A 17,859-nucleotide genomic window follows, 5' to 3' on the forward strand; every position below is an offset into this window, starting at 1 on the left:
AATGCGCAGCCTTTTTAGATAGTTTATCAAAATAGAGAAATCTACATTTGGGGGAGATTTTTTGGTTCAAGTACATACATGTCAGAACGGTGTTCGTATTGTGTCAGAGCAAATTGACCATGTAAGATCTGTGGCTTTGGGTATTTTTGTAAATGCAGGCTCACGCTATGAGCTACCTGAAGAGAATGGCATCACACATTTCATAGAGCATATGTTGTTTAAAGGAACAGCAACTCGTTCAGCTCGTCAAATTGCAGAAGAATTTGATCGGATAGGAGGAGAATTAAATGCCTTCACATCTAAAGAAAATACGTGTTATTATGCAAAAGTTTTAGATCATCATGCGGAGCTAGCTGTCACGATATTGGCTGATATGTTTTTTAATTCTACTTTTGCAGAAGAAGAATTAGAAAAAGAACGCCAAGTGGTATTAGAGGAAATTTTAATGAGTGAAGATGCTCCTGATGATGATGTACATGAGAAGTTGTGGAGTGTCATGTATCCAAATGATGCACTCGGCCGTCCGATATTGGGCAGTGCAGCTACTTTAAAAACATTTACAGCAGATGCTATTCGACATTATATGGCCAAACATTACGGTCCTGAGTCAGTGGTTATTTCCATTACGGGCAATATTTCGCCACAGCTCATGGCAACGATTGAACGGTTATTTGGACAATATCAGCCATCTCCATTTGCAGTTGCGCCTGTGCTGACAAATCCTTCATTTCATCCAGGAGAGATTTCGAAAGTACGAGATACCGAGCAAGCACATTTAGCTATATCCTATCCAGCTATTGGTGTAAAGGACCCTGATATGTACAGCTTTATTGCGTTGAATAATATTATTGGGGGCAATATGAGTTCACGATTGTTTCAAGAAGTACGTGAAGAACGGGGACTTGCTTATTCTATTTTCTCCTACCAATCCTGTTATGCAGATGTTGGAGCGTTTACAATTTACGGTAGTACTAGCCGTCAGCAATTAGCACAGCTACAACATACGATTGATGCTACTTTACTGGACATTGTTGCAGGTGGTGTCACAGAGGAGGAGCTTGATAATGCGAAAGAGCAGCTGAAAGGCAGCTTTGTTCTTGGGTTAGAGGGAACTGGTTCACGTATGAATCGTAATGGTACAAGTGAGCTAGTCCATCGTAAGCATCGTACAGTAGACGAGGTATTAGCTTCTATAGATGCTGTATCGATGGAGTCAGTGGATCGATTGATTGCTAACATTTTGAAAGCAGAGCCGGCCATTTCTATTATTGGGCCAAGTGAATAAAAATACCTTCATCGTGATGTGGAAAAGGATTAATTCCAATAAAGGAGGTGTCTCAATTGATTTTTGGGACACCTCCTTTTCTTTTTTAATACATTATCAATTAAACATTGTAATTCTCAATTAACTTTGATAGTATAAATGATATTGAAAATCATTTTCATTTACATGGAGGATATATATAAGAGATGAAAAAATGGCTATATGTAAGTTCGCTGGCATTATCACTAGCACTAGTTGGATGTGCAGAACAAGAAGAAAAAGGTGCGGATAAAGAAATTCAAAAAGAAGCAGTAACAACGCAACAAGAAACAGCAGATAAATCTACTGTACAAAAAGATGAATTACAAGATGGTGTAGATGAAGAAACCTTCCAAAAGGCATTAGCAAACTTTCCTACAACAGCTCCAGAAAAAATTGTGACGACATCGGTTCCATTAACAGAAATGTTACATCTTATTGGGATAACACCGGTAGGGGTACCAACATCAACAAATCCAATACCAACAGACTTTAATTCAATTACAAAAATTGGTTCACCAATGTCGCCTGATTTAGAGGTCATCTCAAGCTTACAAACAGACCTAATACTTGGAGCGTCTTCTCTACAAAGTTCGCTTGATCAAGCACTTCAGGGAATGAATCTACCAACAGCTTATTTACCTACAGATTCATATGATGACTTGAAGTTAAGCTTTAAAGTGCTAGGTACGTATTTTGGTAAAGAAGAAAAGACGAATGAAATCTTACAAAATCTTGTAGCAAAAGAAAAAGAGCTGGAAGTGAAGGCGGATGGAAAAGAATTACCATCTGTAATGCTCGTCATCGGTACATCTGATTCCTTTATGGTAATGAACGACAAATCGTACTTAGGAAGCTTAGTGGAACGATTGGGCGCAGATAATATTGCGAAATCGGTATTAAAAGCGGAGTCAACGTATTCACCGATGAATCTAGAAGATATTGTTGTGGCAGACCCAGACATTGTGTTTGTATTAGCATCAGGCGATCATGGAGCAAATGAAGATAAATTTAAACAAGAAATTGAAAAAAATAGTGCTTGGAAACAATTATCAGCCTACAAAAATGACAAAATCCATATGCTTGATTACAGTACATTCGGTGTCACATCTATTACAAATGCTGAGACAGCACTGACAACGATTGCAGATTATTTCTATAAATAAGTTCGTGAGGTATAGGTATGATTCATACAGCAAGAAGTCGCATGATTATTATCACGACCTTTGTGGTAACCATATTAGCTGCAGTAATAGCAATTGGATTAGGCAGTGTTCATATTTCCATTCCTGATATTTTATCAACCATTGTCAATGGACGTAATAATGAGGGTGTTTATACAACCATTATATGGGATATCCGACTTCCACGCGTGTTATTAGCATTAATCATTGGTGCAAGTATAGCTATTTCTGGGGCATTACTGCAGGCAGTCATGGGGAATCCGTTAGCTGACCCAGGGTTAACAGGAGTAACAAGTGGTGCCGCAGCATTTGTATTGCTCATCCTTTTAGCGAATCCTGAATTAACACATTTAATTCCACTTGCAGCCTTTACCGGTGGTTTGATTGCTGCTGCAATTGTCTATGCACTCGCTTGGAGACGTACAGGTATTACTCCTATCACGATTATTTTATCGGGAGTTGCAGTTAATGCGCTGTGTGGTGGTGTCATTGGATTCTTGTCAATTCTTTATAGTGACCGCCTACCGTCGGCAGTGCAATGGATGAATGGTAGTCTTGCTGCAAAAGGAAATGCATCCTTGCATATGATTTATGTGTACGCCATTATAGGTTGGATACTGTCAATCTTTGCAATTCGCAAAGCCAATATTATTCGTTTGGGGGATCAAGTTGCTACTAATTTAGGGGAAAGTGTAACACGTATTCGTATTATGTTATCAATTTTAGCTGTCTTTCTAGCAGCGATTTCGGTTGCTGCCGTGGGGATGATTAGCTTTGTCGGTTTAATCGTACCGCATATGGCGAGATTATTAGTTGGTTCCGATTATAAATATATGTTGCCTATGAGTATGGCCATGGGGGCAATTGTATTATTGATTGCCGATACTGGCGGACGGACATTATTTGCACCACTTGATATTCCAGCAGGTATTTTAATGGCGGTCATCGGTGGACCTTACTTCTTATATTTAATGAGAAAGAGGGCGTTTTAATGTTAAAAGTTGAACAGCTATCCATCAGCTATGAACAAAAGGAAGTTGTCCATAATTTTTCTTTTGAAGTTGAACAAGGAGAGATTCTATCGATTATTGGGCCGAATGGCTCTGGAAAATCGACGATATTAAAGGCGATTGCACGGATGCAGCCGTACAATACTGGAAGCATCCTGTTTGAGGGAGAAAATATGCGTCGATTATCTTCTAAGGAAATTGCACGCAAAATGTGTATGCTTAGTCAACAAAATCAAGCGCCAAGCGATATTTCCGTCAAAAACCTAGTAGCATATGGTCGTTATCCACATAAAAAATGGTTTGAGCGTCTCAATGCGGACGATGAATCCGTTATTGATTGGGCTTTAGAAAAAACCTATCTTTCACACTATAAAGAAAAACCAATTGCTGCTTTATCGGGTGGTGAGGCACAACGGGCATGGATTGCCATGGCTTTAGCTCAGCGACCACAAGTTTTATTGTTGGATGAGCCAACGACCTTTTTAGATATTGCCCATCAACATGAAGTACTAGAATTGGTAAGAGAGCTAAACCGTGACATGGGCATGACGGTTGTTATGGTACTCCATGATTTAAACCAAGCCTCTAGTTACAGTGATAAAATTGTCGTCGTAAAGGATGGAATACGAGCACAAATGGGCACTCCTAATGAGGTCATGACAGAACAAATGATCCAACAAATCTATCGGATGGAAGCGGAAATACAATATGTATCTTGGGATAAAGCTCCAAGGATTCAATTAAAAAATACTGTCAGAGTATAGGAGGAAGTAGTATGCAAAAAGCAATTGATATCGAACAAGTAAAACAGGACTATGAAGCTTTTATACAAAGTAAAAAAAATTGTGTATTAAGCTTTGTAGATAGTAAAGGCAAGCCTTTTAGCAGTACCACACCCTTTGTACGTCTTAACGGGAAATTTTATGTTTATATTAGTCGTGTTGCAGAGCATTATCAATTGATGGACCAAGCAGAATTGGTCGATTTAATTTGTGTAGCGGATGAAGCTGTAACAGCCAATCCATTTGCCCCAGAACGAGCACGTTGGCAATGTCAGCCTAAAAATTTAGGAAATGAAGGCCATGAGGAAATATTTACGGCATTCGATCAACTATTTAATGCCAAAATGATGGAATTATTACGCTCACTTGATTTCTCTTTATTCGAATTGACGCCATTAGAGGGACGTTATGTTATTGGATTTGGGAAAGCCTTTACGATTGATATTGCCAATGATACATTAATCCATGTAGTAATTGATAAAAAATAGGTTGCCCTTAAGGCAACCTATTTTTTGATGAACGTTTAGAATATTTCACGCGACATAAATAAATGAAGACATTTTTGGAAAATAACAAAGCTGCTGATAATACTAATAAGCGTTGGAATTAACAAGATGAAGAGGTTCCCTGCTACTAGTGATAAATAATAATGAATTACCGAATTAAGAAGTATAATTAACACTATAGCTGTAAGCATTCTTAAAGTCCGCATTTTCTCTGTTTCCTCGAGATGCTGAATATAAAATTGACTACATAGAAGAAAAAAAGCACTACTTATAAAACCAAAATACATGGCACAATGCTCTATAAAATTTTCAGATGATTCAGACTGTGAAAAGTACAATGGCGCAATTAGAATAAAGAGACCAGAAATAAAGCCATAGCAAAAAAGGAAATCAGACTGTAACTGGATCTTCTTTGATAGGGGCAAGCTATTAACATAAAGTTCCCATTTTACTTGACGATCCCCTTTATATAAATTTTCAACGAGAGTGGCAGAAACAACTACAACAAATAAACCAATCGAAGGGCTATCTACAATAGACAAGCGTATTAAATAAAGCACAAAACAGACAGTGATTGCAAAAAGGATAGCCCATTTTTGTACAACAATTCTTTGTAATAATAATGCACGCATTGAATCACTCCTAGAATTCTTTCCTTTTATAAATTGCTGTAGAAATGAGTGAGGATAGCCATAGCAACAGAAGCCCAGCAAAAGGTGTAAGATAGATAAATTGCTTTACATCTAAAAATGACCTAGTAATATCTGGTATATACTCTTTAAATACCCCCAATAAAAAGCCAGGGATAAAACAAAGTGCAATCAGTACCATTCTTCCTTTGATGGAGCCAAATTTAATATAGATAGGTAATAAAACGGCTAACAGGCAGAGCGTAGATGTCACAATCATAATAAATGTGAAAAAAAACTCTGTAGTAATCTCATTATTGGTCAAATGATTAATGAGAAAAACCATTGGTAGGGCAACTACAAGACCCATCATCATCAATAAAACACTTAGAATGTACTTACTAAGCACAATATCCCCTTTAGGTATTGGTAAGGTATTAGCATATTTATCCCAGCTACTTTGTTCATCATAGGCAAGGGCAGTGATGGCTTGAATTGTGACGATAAAGACAATAACGGCTAACAGCATAGAACTTTCTCGCATAAAAATAGCCATGATAAGTAGAAATATTAAGACAAATGCCTGTGCCTTCATTTGACGCTGAATGGTCATAAAATCTTTTACTATAAGACCTATCATCATCAAACACACCCTTTCACAAAAAATAGCATAATATCTTCTATAGAAGGCCTTTCAAGTCTGAAAGCCTCATTTACTTCTTTTTTAAGTACTAATGCATCGACTCCAAATGCCCCATTGCGCTTTTTTATAATCGCATGTTCGGGTAATTCGCTTACTTCCTCACGACTTCCTTTGAAAATGCCATACTCATATAAAAGGGTATCCTTACTTTCACTCAATAAAATTTCTCCATTATGAATAAGGGTGATATAATCCGCTATCTTTTCTAAATCGCTTGTTATATGGGAAGAAAATAAAATACTATGGGTTTCATCCTGCATAAACGCTAAAAATAAATCCAAAATTTCATCGCGAATAATAGGGTCCAGACCACTTGTTGGTTCATCTAAAATTAGGAGCTTAGGATGATGTGACATGGCTAATGCAATCGATAGCTTCATTCTCATTCCTCGTGATAGTTCCTTGATTTTCTTCCTCTTTGGGACGTTAAATTGAGCTAATCGTTCAAAGTAATAGTCTGTATCCCACGTTTTAAATACCTGTTTCATTATTTTGTCGAGCTGCGTCGCATTGAGCGTTTCTGGCACATGTAATTCGTCAAAAACTACGCCAATGTCACTTTTTATCGATTGTTCATGTTCGACATGATCTTTGTCAAAAATTAATATTTCGCCATATTCCTTTTTTAATAAATTAAGCATGCATTTAATCGTTGATGATTTACCAGCGCCGTTTTCTCCGACGAAGCCCATCACCGTTCCTTGAGGTACAGAAAAACTGACATCCTTAAGTGAAAATCCTTCAAAGCCTTTATGTAAGTCATGAATTTCAATGGCATTCATCTTAATGATCCTCCTCTAACATTAAAGTTACCAAATCTTGTACTTCCTCATTGGAAAGACCAGCTGTTTTTGCTAATCTTACGGCCTTTTGTAAATGATCCTCCACCTGTCGTAAGAGCTCCTCACGTAGAAAATCCTGGTTACGTTCCGTTACAAAGCTTCCTTTTCCTGCGACTGTTTCAATAAAACCGTCACGTTCTAAATCGGCATAGGCACGTTTGGTAGTCATCACGCTTATTTTTAAATCCTTTGCTAAAACACGAATGGATGGTAGTGCATCACCTGCATGTAATTTATTTGCAAGAATAGCTTCTTTGAGTTGAATGGTGATTTGCTCATAAATCGGTTTATCACTGGCATTGCTTAAATGGATATGCACAAATAGTCACCTCTTATAACTGTATATATACACTATATACAGATGAAGATGGAAATGCAACATATTCCTACTTTTGGTAGGGGGCACGATTTACAAAAACTCGGCATATATTGAGGTAACGGCTTAAGGAGGGAGATGAGGCATGCTACTATCTGAGATGGTGGATAAGGAGTTAATTCAAATTGAGGGTGGTGTACATTTTGGCATCCTGGCTCATACAGAATGCCTATTAGATGTGCAAACAGGAAAAATACATGGTTTTGAGATTGTCAAAGATAAATTACCTTTCCAAAAAAAGAAAATGAAAGTTAGTGAAATGATACCTTGGCACGAAATCATTTTAATTGGCGAAGATCGAATCTTATTTAACAAGACATCTACAGTACAGTCAGAATATTTACAGTGAGGTGAGCTTTTGGAAAACGAAAAGTGGCTGGTTATCGGTGAAGACTCAAGATTAAAAGAATTAGCAACAATGTTAAGAAGTCCATCGAGAACAGTGTTTTATAAAAGAACAACAGTTTGGAACGAGGAGTTAAATAAACTTGTTTTGGAATTTCAACCAAATAAAATCATTCTACCTATCCTTCCATTAAAGATAGAAGTAGAACAGCTCTATGGTATATCTCAGGTTAAATTTTATACAGGTCGTTTAACAATGCACTGGAAGCATCTGCTAGAAAAAAATGAATCCCTTTGCTATTTGCAACAAGAATCGTTTATTTGGCAAAATGCTCGATTAACGGCGGAGGGATTTATCGCCACGTTTTACGGACTCGAGCAAAAATGTATTTACGGACAAAACTTTACAATTGCAGGTTTCGGGCGTATCGCCAAAATGCTCGCCTCTTTACTAGTTAAGATGGGTGCAAACGTTCATATTGTTGCACGTTCTGTTGTACAAGTGAGTGAGGCCAAAGCATACGGCTATAAAGCCACGAACTTAGATGATCGTTCATGGTCAATTAATGAAGGTATATTTATTAATACAATTCCAGCTAAATGGATTACAGAATCATTTAAAGAGCATGTTCCAGCAGTTTTATATGATTTAGCCTCAGAGCCAGGCTGTTTAGATATAGATGCTGAGCAACTTCAAACATATGTACTGTTGCCATCATTGCCTGGGAAATACTTTGCACATGATGCTGCTGAAATTTTGTGCAAAGCAATAGAGGAGGAAGAAAATTGTTAACGGGGAAACGAATTGGCCTAGGTATTACAGCTTCCCATTGTACGTATGAAGATGTCATACCTAAAATTCAAAATTTTATTGATGTCGGGGCAACGGTTATACCAATCATTACCCATTCCGTGTTACATGCAGCTACACGTTTTGGTACAGGGGAGGAATGGATTGCAAAAATAGAAGCTTTAACTGGAGAAAAGGTTATTTCTTCTATAAAAGAGGCGGAACCATTTGGACCATCTAATCCACTTGATGCAATGGTGATTGCTCCAATGACGGGTAATAGTATTAGTAAGTTTGCAAATGCGGCAACAGATAGCCCCGTACTTATGGCGGCAAAGGCAACTTTGCGTAATGGATCACCTGTAGTATTGGGTATTTCAACGAATGATGCACTCGGGCTAAATGGTATAAATATAATGAAATTGTTAAATGCCAAAAATATTTATTTTATTCCATTTGGTCAAGACTCTCCTCACTCTAAACCGAATTCCCTAATTGCTGATTTTGAACAAATGGTTGATACTGTACATGCAGCAATTACGCAGAAAACGCAATTACAACCGCTGTTGATACAATATTTCAAATAAATCATAGATTACACACAATTTTCAGTATTTTTGTGATACAATAGCACACATTATGGAACTTGTATTCAAGGAGAGATGACAGATGACTAAGCAGTTAACAGTTGCAGTTGTTGGGGCAACAGGAGCAGTAGGTTCAAAAATGATGGAGCAATTAATAAAACGTAAATTTCCGATTGGAAACATAAAATTTCTAGCTTCTGCACGTTCAGCAGGTAAATCAATCGAGTTTAATGGTCAAACATATACAATTGAAGAAGCGACACCTGAAGCTTTTGAAGGCGTCAATGTCGCTTTATTCTCAGCTGGAGGTTCCGTATCAGCTGTGCTTGCACCCGAGGCAGCAAAGCGTGGTGCGGTAGTTATTGATAATACGAGCCATTTCCGAATGGATCCAGAGGTACCACTTGTTGTACCTGAAGTGAATAGAGGCGACCTGGCGAAGCATAAAGGGATTATTGCAAACCCAAACTGCTCAACAATTCAAATGGTGGCTGCGCTTGAACCAATTCGTAAATCATTTGGTTTAACAAAAGTGATTGTTTCAACGTATCAAGCAGTTTCAGGTGCAGGTATTACTGCTATTCAAGAATTAAAGGCACAAAGCGCAAACTGGGAAGCAGGTAAGGATGTAGAAGCAAATATTTTACCATCTGGTAGTGATAAACGCCATTACCCAATCGCTCGTAATGTCATTCCACAAATTGATAAATTCACAGATAATGGATTTACATACGAAGAAATGAAAATGATTAATGAGACGAAAAAAATTATGCATGCACCAGAGCTAAAAGTAGCTGCTACTTGCGTTCGTGTGCCAGTCGTTTCAGGTCACTCTGAGTCTGTTTATATTGAGGTTGAGAAAGAAACATCAATCCAAGAGATTTTTGAAGTATTACGCAATGCACCAGGTTTGGAATTACAAGATGATATTGCAACACAAACTTACCCTATGCCTATTTATGCAGAAGGGGAAGACGCTACTTTTGTAGGACGTATCCGTCAAGATTTAGACAATAAAAAAGGATTCCATCTATGGATCGTTTCTGACAATCTATTAAAAGGTGCTGCATTAAACTCTATCCAAATTGCAGAAGCAATGCTTGAGGATAACTTACTATAAGAGGGGTGTAAGGATGAATTTAGGTCGAATTGGAACGGCTATGATTACGCCGTTCAAAGATGATGGCACGATAAATTATCCAGAATTAGAACGTATTATTAATCATTTGATCGACAATGGTACAGATTGTATTGTTGCTTGTGGTACGACTTCTGAAAATCCAACAATGTCTACTGAGGAAAAAATAGAGGTTGTTCGCTTTACAGTAGAAAAAGTAGCTGGTCGCGTACCAGTTATTGCAGGTACAGGAGACAATGAAACAGCATACTCCATAGCGATGACCCATAAAGCAGAAGAAAATGGAGCAGATGGCATAATGCTTGTAGCTCCATACTACAATAAGCCTAATCAGCGTGGGATATTTGCTCACTTTGAAACGATTGCTAAACAAACAAGTCTCCCAGTTATGCTTTATAATGTCCCTGGGCGTACAGGTGTGAATGTTGCCTATGAAACTTCTGTTGCATTAAGCAAGATTCCTAATATTGCTTGGATTAAAGAAGCAAGCGGCAATTTAGATCAGATGGGTGATGTTATTGAAAATGTTGATCCAGATGATGATTTCTTAGTGTATAGCGGAGATGATGGTTTAACATTGCCATTAATGGCAATTGGCGGGGCAGGCATTATTTCAGTAGCTGCGCATGTTGTAGGCAATGATATGCAATTAATGATTAAAGCGTTTGAAGAAGGAAATCATAAGCTAGCAGCCAAAATTCACCGAGCATTATTACCTCTAGTACGCGCGCTATTCGCTCAACCGAACCCTTCACCGATTAAATATGCGATGACAAAACTTGGCTTTGATACACTCAATGTTCGTTTGCCAATGATGGAAATGACAGATGAAGAGAAGGCAAACTTTGACCGCATTTGGGATACGTATCAAGAAAAAGCGAGAACTTTTAGATAAATAAGAAACGAGGCTGATAATTCTAATCAGCCTCGTTTTTTCATTCAGAAATCCATAATTCCTCATCCTTAAAAATACTTTAATAACTCTATTTCTATAAGTAATCCAATATCTGTTTTTCCATCTACTAACAATAAGCAAAAGAAAGAAAATCTATTTCCAATGCGAAACATGTATTTTTAATTTGTGCTAAAGCTTTGCAAACCGTATAATAAATGTTAAGTGGTTGCTGTTCGGGATATTTTTTAGGAGGAAATAAATTGACAAAAAAGAAAAATGAATTAATTCGTATCATCCCTCTTGGGGGTGTGGGCGAAATTGGAAAAGCAATGTACGTAGTAGAAATTGATGAAGAGCTATTTGTAGTAGATAGCGGCTTAATGTTCCCAGAGGACGAGATGCTAGGCATAGATATCGTTATCCCTGACATTACGTACTTAGAAGAAAATAAAGAGCGTGTGAAAGGTATTTTCTTAACACACGGTCATGAAGATGCAATTGGCTCTATTGCCTATATATTGCAAAAAATAAAGGCACCCGTGTACGGTTCAAAATTAACAATTGCTCTAGCAAAGGAACATTTAAAAGAATTACCTGCACCACATCAGGTAAAGTTTTTTGAAGTAACAAACCGTAGTCGTATGAATTTCAACTCAACGTATGTAACATTCTTCCACACAACACATAGTATTCCCGATTCGTTAGGGGTTGTGTTCCATACATCTGAAGGCGCGATTGTTCATACAGGAGAGTTCAAATTCGATCAATCAGCGACAGGTAAATTTAAACCTGATCTAGCGAAAATGGCTCAGTTAGGGGAAGACGGTGTCTTTATCCTATTATCCGAGTCTTGCGAAGCTGAAAGACCAGGATATACGACATCGGAAATTGTGATTGAAGAACAATTATCAAAAACATTCCACTCAGCACCAGGTCGTATTTTAGTAGCAGTTTATGCATCGAATTTTATCCGAATTCAACAAGTATTCGCTCAAGCTCAGAAATCATTCCGTAAAGTAGTGATTGTAGGTAAGCCATTAGAAAAAGCTGTAGATTTAGGTGTACAACTTGGCTATTTAACTGTTGAAGAGGATACAATTATTCCAATTTCAGAAATGCAAAAGTATCAAGATGATGAAATTATCATTATTGCAACAGGTAATAAAGGAGAGCCTCTAGATGCTTTAGAAAAAATCGTTCGCAAGCACCATCGTGACATTAAAATTAAACAGGGTGATACTGTTTTAATTACGTTTACACCTTCTCCAGGCATGGAAGTACAAATGGCTAACACGATGAACTCCATTTCTAAAGCTGGGGCTGAGATTCTGACTTCTAGTAAAAATGTTCATGTGTCAGGTCATGGTAGCCAAGAAGATTTAAAACTTATGTTAAATTTAATGCAGCCAAAGTACTTTATTCCTGTTCAAGGTGAGTACCGTATGCTTATTGCTCACTCTAAATTAGCACAACAACTGGGTATGCAAAAATCACAAATATTTATCGCCGATAAAGGGGATATTGTCGAATATAAAAATAATAAAATGCGCATGAGTGGTCGTGTACAAGCTGGTAACGTCTTAATAGATGGTATTGGTGTAGGCGATGTGGGTAATATTGTTCTTCGTGATCGTAAATTATTATCACAGGATGGTATTTTCATTGTGGTCGTGACATTAAATCGTGCTCAAAAGAAAATTGCATCTGGTCCCGAAATTTTATCACGAGGCTTTGTATATGTTCGTGAATCAGAAGAGTTAATGGTCGAGGCATCAGATATCGCGAGGAATGTTATTGAAAAATATGTAGGGAAAGATACATTTGAATGGACGAATATTAAGCAGGAAATTCGTGATACTTTGAATACGTATTTATTCCAGAAAACAAAGCGTCGCCCAATGATTATTCCAATCATAATGGAGTATTAATGAAAACAGCTCATCGTGAAGGCTTTGAGGAAAAGTAAATGGAAAAGGATTTTCTCCCAATTGCGGTGGAAAATCCTTTTTTTGAAATATTCGAGTTCTACATGGTATGATTCGCTACATATATAAAATGGATTGCAGAAGAAGGTGATAGAGATGGCGGTTAGTAAAAGAAAAAAGGTTACTAAAAGCAAAGCAACAACAGAAAAAAAAGAAATGCATCCGCTTATGTATGAAATTCTAGGACTGCTCTTAATTGCGCTGGCAGTCATCATGATTTTTGAATACGGTATGATTGGGCGTACGCTACAAACAATCGCAATGTTTCTTTTAGGAAATTTACATTTTGCGGTTCCGTTTATGCTGATATTCGTTGCGTTATTAATGATGATTGGACGTAAAAAAGTAGGTATTAAAGACCGATTAATACTTGGTATGGTGCTTATTATTATGAGCTTAACGATTTTTAGTCATGGCATATTATTTGAACAATTATCGAAATCAGGTGGCCTTTTATCTGATTCTGTTCTACGTGAATCATGGCGAATTTTAATTAATACAGAGGGTATTATTCATCGCAGTAATGCACTAGGCGGTGGAATGCTTGGTGCCCTATTATTTAGTGGCCTACACGTATTATTTGAAGCATCAGGTGCAAGGGTCGTTGCTTGGGTTATTTTCTTTATAGGACTGATTCTGGTCACTGGTAAAGCATTAGTGCCTTATTTAGCTGAAAGAACGCCAGATCTATTTGGTAAATGGAAAAAGAAACATCGAGACAAGAAAAAAAATGCACCTAAAAAACCAAGTAATCGTCGTTCAAGGGCAGAAAGTGTGGATGAGATTGCAGCGGTCAATCAAACTACTGATATGTCTGAGCAAGAAGAAGAAATACCTCATGAACCAATTATCTCTGCATTTACGCAAAATGTGTCTCAGGAAAGAGCCATATTTGATCATACAGACATGGTGGAAACTGAACAGGATGAAGCAGTGGATGAGGTTCACATACAGGGCACAGATGCTGTAGAAAACGCTGACTACCAGCTTCCATCTTATAATCTATTACAATTACCACCACAACATGACCAAAGTGGAGAATATTCAGTAATCCAGGCAAATGCTAAAAAGCTTGAACAAACATTGCAAAGCTTTGGTGTAAAGGCAAAGGTCACACAAGTTCATTTAGGACCAGCTGTTACAAAATATGAAATTTTACCTGATATCGGAGTCAAGGTAAGTAAAATAGTGAATCTGCAGGATGATCTGGCGCTAGCACTGGCTGCCAAAGATATTCGCATGGAGGCGCCAATCCCTGGCAAATCTGCCATTGGCATTGAAGTACCAAACAGTGAGGTAGCCATTGTCACTTTACGTGAGGTATTAGAATCGAAAGATGGTGCTAAGCCGGAAGCATTGTTGCAGGTAGCATTTGGACGAGATATTACGGGACAGGCTGTGCTAGCAGAGCTCAATAAAATGCCCCATCTATTAGTAGCGGGTTCAACGGGCAGTGGGAAAAGTGTTTGTATAAATGGCATTGTTGTATCCATACTAATGCGTACAAAACCGCATGAAGTAAAGCTAATGATGATTGACCCGAAAATGGTGGAGTTAAACGTTTATAACGGTATTCCCCATTTATTGGCACCAGTTGTGACAGATGCACGAAAGGCTTCGCAAGCCTTGAAAAAAGTTGTTTCAGAAATGGAACGTCGTTATGACCTGTTTTCCCATACTGGAACGCGAAATATTGAGGGCTATAATACGCATGTACAAAAAGTTAATGAGCAAACAGACGAAAAGCATCCTAAGCTACCTTATATTGTAGTCATTGTGGATGAGTTAGCAGATTTGATGATGGTCGCATCTAGTGATGTGGAGGATTCGATTACACGTCTAGCCCAAATGGCACGTGCGGCTGGAATCCATTTGATTATTGCAACGCAAAGACCAAGTGTAGATGTTTTAACAGGTGTCATTAAAGCTAATATTCCGTCTAGAATTGCTTTTGCAGTTTCTTCAGCCATTGATTCGAGGACGATTTTAGATATGGGTGGAGCAGAACGATTACTCGGACGTGGAGATATGTTATTTTTACCTGCGGGTGCTTCCAAACCTAAAAGGGTACAAGGTGCCTTTTTATCCGATCAAGAGGTTGAGGCTGTCGTGAATTTTGTTATAGAACAGCAAAAGGCACAGTATCAGGAGGAGATGATTCCTACCGAAGAAGAAACCATTTTAGAGGAAACAGATGAATTATATGACGAAGCAGTGCAATTAGTTGTCAGTATGCAAACAGCATCTGTATCTATGCTTCAGCGTCGTTTCCGAATAGGCTATTCAAGGGCTGCACGTATTGTTGATCAGATGGAACAACGCGGGATTGTCGGGCCTCCTGAGGGCAGTAAACCTCGTCAAGTTCTTATTCATCAATACGACAATTAAACACAAAATGGATGGGCCTTTCTGTATTTATGTCCATTTATTTGCAACGAAATTGAACAAAGGATGAATTCTATAACAGATTTTATTTAAAACTGTTTATTTCATTCTGCAAAAATGTTATATTTATGAACGATTAGTAGGAATGTTGTACATCAGATGTCTGATCTCTGATTTGGTGGTGATATATGTGACTATTAAAGCAGATCATCGTCATCTCTATCTTCAAGTAATCGATCGTTTAAAATCTGACATTGAGGCCGGCATTTTTAAAGAAAATGAAAAGCTGCCTTCAGAATTTGAATTATCGAAATCACTAGGAGTCAGTCGAGCAACACTTAGAGAAGCTCTTCGACTGTTGGAAGAGGAAAATGTGATTGTGCGCCGACATGGGGTTGGGACTTTTGTCAACCCTAAGCCGTTGTTTACATCAGGCATCGAGCATTTATCGAGCATTTCTTCTATGATCGAGGCAGCAGGTATGGAGCCAGGTTCCCGTTTTTTAAAGGCAACTGAGCACGTACCTTCTGAGGAAGATTTAAAACGCTTCCAATGTGATGGCGACGATAAAATACTCACGATTGAACGTGTCAGAACAGCGGATGGTGAGCCAGTAGTTTACTGTATAGACAGGCTACCCGCAAGCTTCCTGCCTACTGACTTTGTTGAAAAGAAAGAAGTTTCACTGTTCTCTGCTCTAGAGCAATCTGGCAAAATTCATGTAGCTTATGCTGTAACATATATTGATCCAGTCGGGTATCATGAACAAGCCTCACCGATTTTAAATTGTGGACGGGAAACAGCTCTTCTAGTGTTAAAGCAGTTGCATTACGATGACCATGATCAAGTAGTGCTCTATTCAAAAAATTATTTCCGAGCTGATAAATTCAGCTTCCATGTAGTTCGTAAACGGGTGTAGAACATTTCTAAATTTTTTTCCTGCTAATTACAATACCTTTGGGGGGTTAATTAAATGAAAAAACGTAAATTTGGTTTAGTATTAACATCAGTATTAGCGGCAAGTGCAATTTTAGGTGCTTGTGGTGCAAAAGACGAAAAACCTGCAAAAGAAAATGATAATGCTTCAGGCGGAGAAAAATCAGAAGAAGCATTCTCAGTAGCAATGGTTACTGACGTAGGTGGCGTTGATGACAAATCATTCAACCAATCTGCATGGGAAGGTGTTCAAACTTACGGAAAAGAACACGATCTTAAAAAAGGTGATGGTGGTTTTGACTACCTACAATCAGCTTCAGATGCTGATTATGAAACAAACTTAAACAACTTAATTCGTCGTGACTTTAACTTAGTATATGGTATTGGTTTCATGATGGCTGATGCAATCGATGCAGTAGCTTCAGAAAACCCAGATAATCACTTTGCTTTAATTGATGCTGAAGTTGAAGCGGACAACGTAGTGAACGTACTGTTCAAAGAGCAAGAAGGTGCTTTCTTAGCAGGTGTTGCTGCAGCTAAAATGTCTAAAACAGGTAAAATCGGCTTCGTAGGTGGCGTTGATATCCCAGTTATTAACCGCTTCCACGCTGGTTTTGTTGAAGGGGCTAAAGCAGCCGACCCAGATATTGACATCCAAGTAAAATACACTGCTGCATTCGATAAAGCAGATCTAGGAAAAATCACTGCTAACAGCATGTACTCTTCAGGTGTAGATGTAATCTTCCACGCTGCTGGTGCAACTGGTAATGGTGTATTCTCTGAAGCAAAAGAGCGTAAAGCAAAAGATCCAAATGCAGATGTATGGGTAATCGGTGTAGATGCTGACCAATACGAAGAAGGTAAAGTAGACGATAAAACAAACGTAACATTAACTTCTATGTTAAAAGGTGTTAATACGGCAGTAGTAGATATTTCAAACAGAGCGAAAAATGGTGACTTCCCAGGTGGAGAAACACTTGTGTATGGTTTAGCTGAAGATGGTGTTAAACTTGCAGATTCTCGCGGTGCGATTCCAGAAGATGTACAAAAAGTAATCGATGAATATAAAGATAAAATTGCTAAGGGTGAAATCAAAGTTCCAGAAAAAGTGGAAAAATAATTCAACTCTTGATCATCATAAGGGACTTTTAAGAAGGACCTTATGATGATTTTTCAATCTATCGTTATATTTAGATTATTCGCAATTCTCTATTTAGCTAGATTTATATGAACCTTATAGAGGTAGATTAATAATTTTCATAATGATGGTAACAAGTTAATAGAAGAAAGGTTTCTAACGATGACCTTTCCTGTATTAATTTAGCAAAACACCTACCTCTATAGGTGGGATTATATTAGTAAATAAAAGATAGCCTCTGGTATTGAAAGCAATCATAGAATTAGTTGTAAATGAAAACGCTAACGGTCATCTAATCTACTACATTTCATATACCGGACGTATT

The 17,859-nt window shown here is 37.9% G+C and carries 18 protein-coding genes; 14 read left to right on the forward strand and 4 right to left on the reverse strand.

Translation table 11 applies throughout. The annotated features are described in order from the left end of the window. Nucleotides 1-61 precede the first annotated feature (61 nt). The 5 genes from AO843_RS06755 to AO843_RS06775 all read left to right on the forward strand — a co-directional run bounded on the left by AO843_RS06755 (nt 62) and on the right by AO843_RS06775 (nt 4,767). Nucleotides 62-1,285 (forward strand): M16 family metallopeptidase, encoded by a 1,224-nt coding sequence (locus tag AO843_RS06755; RefSeq protein ID WP_054610357.1) that lies wholly within the window; start codon nt 62-64, stop codon nt 1,283-1,285. 185 nt (nt 1,286-1,470) lie between these two features. Then, complete coding sequence (locus tag AO843_RS06760; protein ID WP_054610358.1) at nt 1,471-2,469, forward strand: ABC transporter substrate-binding protein; 999 nt, start codon at nt 1,471-1,473, stop codon at nt 2,467-2,469. Between the two features lie 17 nt (nt 2,470-2,486). After that, on the forward strand, nt 2,487-3,479 hold the full coding sequence (locus AO843_RS06765; protein ID WP_054610359.1) for a FecCD family ABC transporter permease: 993 nt from the start codon (nt 2,487-2,489) through the stop codon (nt 3,477-3,479). Next, the gene (locus AO843_RS06770; protein WP_054610360.1) at nt 3,479-4,261 is read left to right on the forward strand and encodes an ABC transporter ATP-binding protein; all 783 of its coding nucleotides are present in this window, start codon (nt 3,479-3,481) and stop codon (nt 4,259-4,261) included. Before AO843_RS06765 ends, AO843_RS06770 begins: the two co-directional genes overlap by 1 nt. A gap of 11 nt (nt 4,262-4,272) precedes the next feature. Then, entirely contained in the window at nt 4,273-4,767 is a 495-nt protein-coding gene (locus AO843_RS06775) for a pyridoxamine 5'-phosphate oxidase family protein (RefSeq protein ID WP_054610361.1), read from the forward strand. A gap of 35 nt (nt 4,768-4,802) precedes the next feature. On the opposite strand, the gene AO843_RS06780 is transcribed toward AO843_RS06775, so the two are convergent. From AO843_RS06780 to AO843_RS06795, 4 genes are read right to left on the reverse strand one after another with little or no spacing between them, the layout of a single operon-like run. Continuing rightward, nucleotides 4,803-5,417 carry an ABC-2 transporter permease gene (locus AO843_RS06780; RefSeq protein ID WP_054610362.1) on the reverse strand — a complete coding sequence of 205 codons (615 nt, stop codon included), beginning with the start codon at nt 5,415-5,417 and terminating at the stop codon, nt 4,803-4,805. A gap of 10 nt (nt 5,418-5,427) precedes the next feature. Further along, on the reverse strand, nt 5,428-6,057 hold the full coding sequence (locus tag AO843_RS06785) for an ABC-2 transporter permease (RefSeq protein WP_231630090.1): 630 nt from the start codon (nt 6,055-6,057) through the stop codon (nt 5,428-5,430). Continuing rightward, the gene (locus tag AO843_RS06790; protein ID WP_054610363.1) at nt 6,057-6,899 is read right to left on the reverse strand and encodes an ABC transporter ATP-binding protein; all 843 of its coding nucleotides are present in this window, start codon (nt 6,897-6,899) and stop codon (nt 6,057-6,059) included. Before AO843_RS06790 ends, AO843_RS06785 begins: the two co-directional genes overlap by 1 nt. A 1-nt stretch (nt 6,900) precedes the next feature. After that, nucleotides 6,901-7,278: a GntR family transcriptional regulator gene (locus tag AO843_RS06795; RefSeq protein ID WP_054610364.1), complete on the reverse strand. Its 378-nt coding sequence runs from the start codon at nt 7,276-7,278 to the stop codon at nt 6,901-6,903. 142 nt (nt 7,279-7,420) lie between these two features. On the opposite strand from AO843_RS06795, the gene AO843_RS06800 reads away from it, so the two are divergent. The 9 genes from AO843_RS06800 (at nt 7,421) to AO843_RS06840 (ending at nt 17,516) form a co-directional block, all read left to right on the forward strand. Continuing rightward, the gene (locus AO843_RS06800; RefSeq protein WP_004224966.1) at nt 7,421-7,684 is read left to right on the forward strand and encodes a YlmC/YmxH family sporulation protein; all 264 of its coding nucleotides are present in this window, start codon (nt 7,421-7,423) and stop codon (nt 7,682-7,684) included. 9 nt (nt 7,685-7,693) lie between these two features. Next, nucleotides 7,694-8,473: a hypothetical protein gene (locus AO843_RS06805; protein WP_054610365.1), complete on the forward strand. Its 780-nt coding sequence runs from the start codon at nt 7,694-7,696 to the stop codon at nt 8,471-8,473. After that, a complete protein-coding gene (locus AO843_RS06810) occupies nt 8,467-9,057 on the forward strand; it encodes a dipicolinate synthase subunit B (protein WP_054610366.1) in 591 nt (196 codons plus the stop codon). The genes AO843_RS06805 and AO843_RS06810 overlap by 7 nt, the downstream gene beginning before the upstream one ends. An 82-nt stretch (nt 9,058-9,139) precedes the next feature. Beyond that, nucleotides 9,140-10,177, forward strand: a complete 1,038-nt coding sequence (locus AO843_RS06815) for an aspartate-semialdehyde dehydrogenase (protein WP_054610367.1) — start codon at nt 9,140-9,142, stop codon at nt 10,175-10,177. A 13-nt stretch (nt 10,178-10,190) separates the two neighbouring features. Continuing rightward, entirely contained in the window at nt 10,191-11,090 is a 900-nt protein-coding gene (dapA, locus tag AO843_RS06820) for a 4-hydroxy-tetrahydrodipicolinate synthase (protein ID WP_054610368.1), read from the forward strand. A 260-nt stretch (nt 11,091-11,350) separates the two neighbouring features. Beyond that, complete coding sequence (locus AO843_RS06825; protein ID WP_054610369.1) at nt 11,351-13,018, forward strand: ribonuclease J; 1,668 nt, start codon at nt 11,351-11,353, stop codon at nt 13,016-13,018. A 153-nt stretch (nt 13,019-13,171) separates the two neighbouring features. Further along, nucleotides 13,172-15,463 carry an FtsK/SpoIIIE family DNA translocase gene (locus tag AO843_RS06830; protein WP_054610370.1) on the forward strand — a complete coding sequence of 764 codons (2,292 nt, stop codon included), beginning with the start codon at nt 13,172-13,174 and terminating at the stop codon, nt 15,461-15,463. 187 nt (nt 15,464-15,650) lie between these two features. Beyond that, nucleotides 15,651-16,379: a GntR family transcriptional regulator gene (locus AO843_RS06835; protein ID WP_054610371.1), complete on the forward strand. Its 729-nt coding sequence runs from the start codon at nt 15,651-15,653 to the stop codon at nt 16,377-16,379. 54 nt (nt 16,380-16,433) lie between these two features. Continuing rightward, complete coding sequence (locus tag AO843_RS06840; RefSeq protein WP_054610372.1) at nt 16,434-17,516, forward strand: BMP family lipoprotein; 1,083 nt, start codon at nt 16,434-16,436, stop codon at nt 17,514-17,516. Nucleotides 17,517-17,859 lie beyond the last annotated feature (343 nt).

It is taken from the genome of Lysinibacillus sp. ZYM-1 (genome assembly GCF_001308875.1).
Taxonomy (GTDB): domain Bacteria; phylum Bacillota; class Bacilli; order Bacillales_A; family Planococcaceae; genus Lysinibacillus.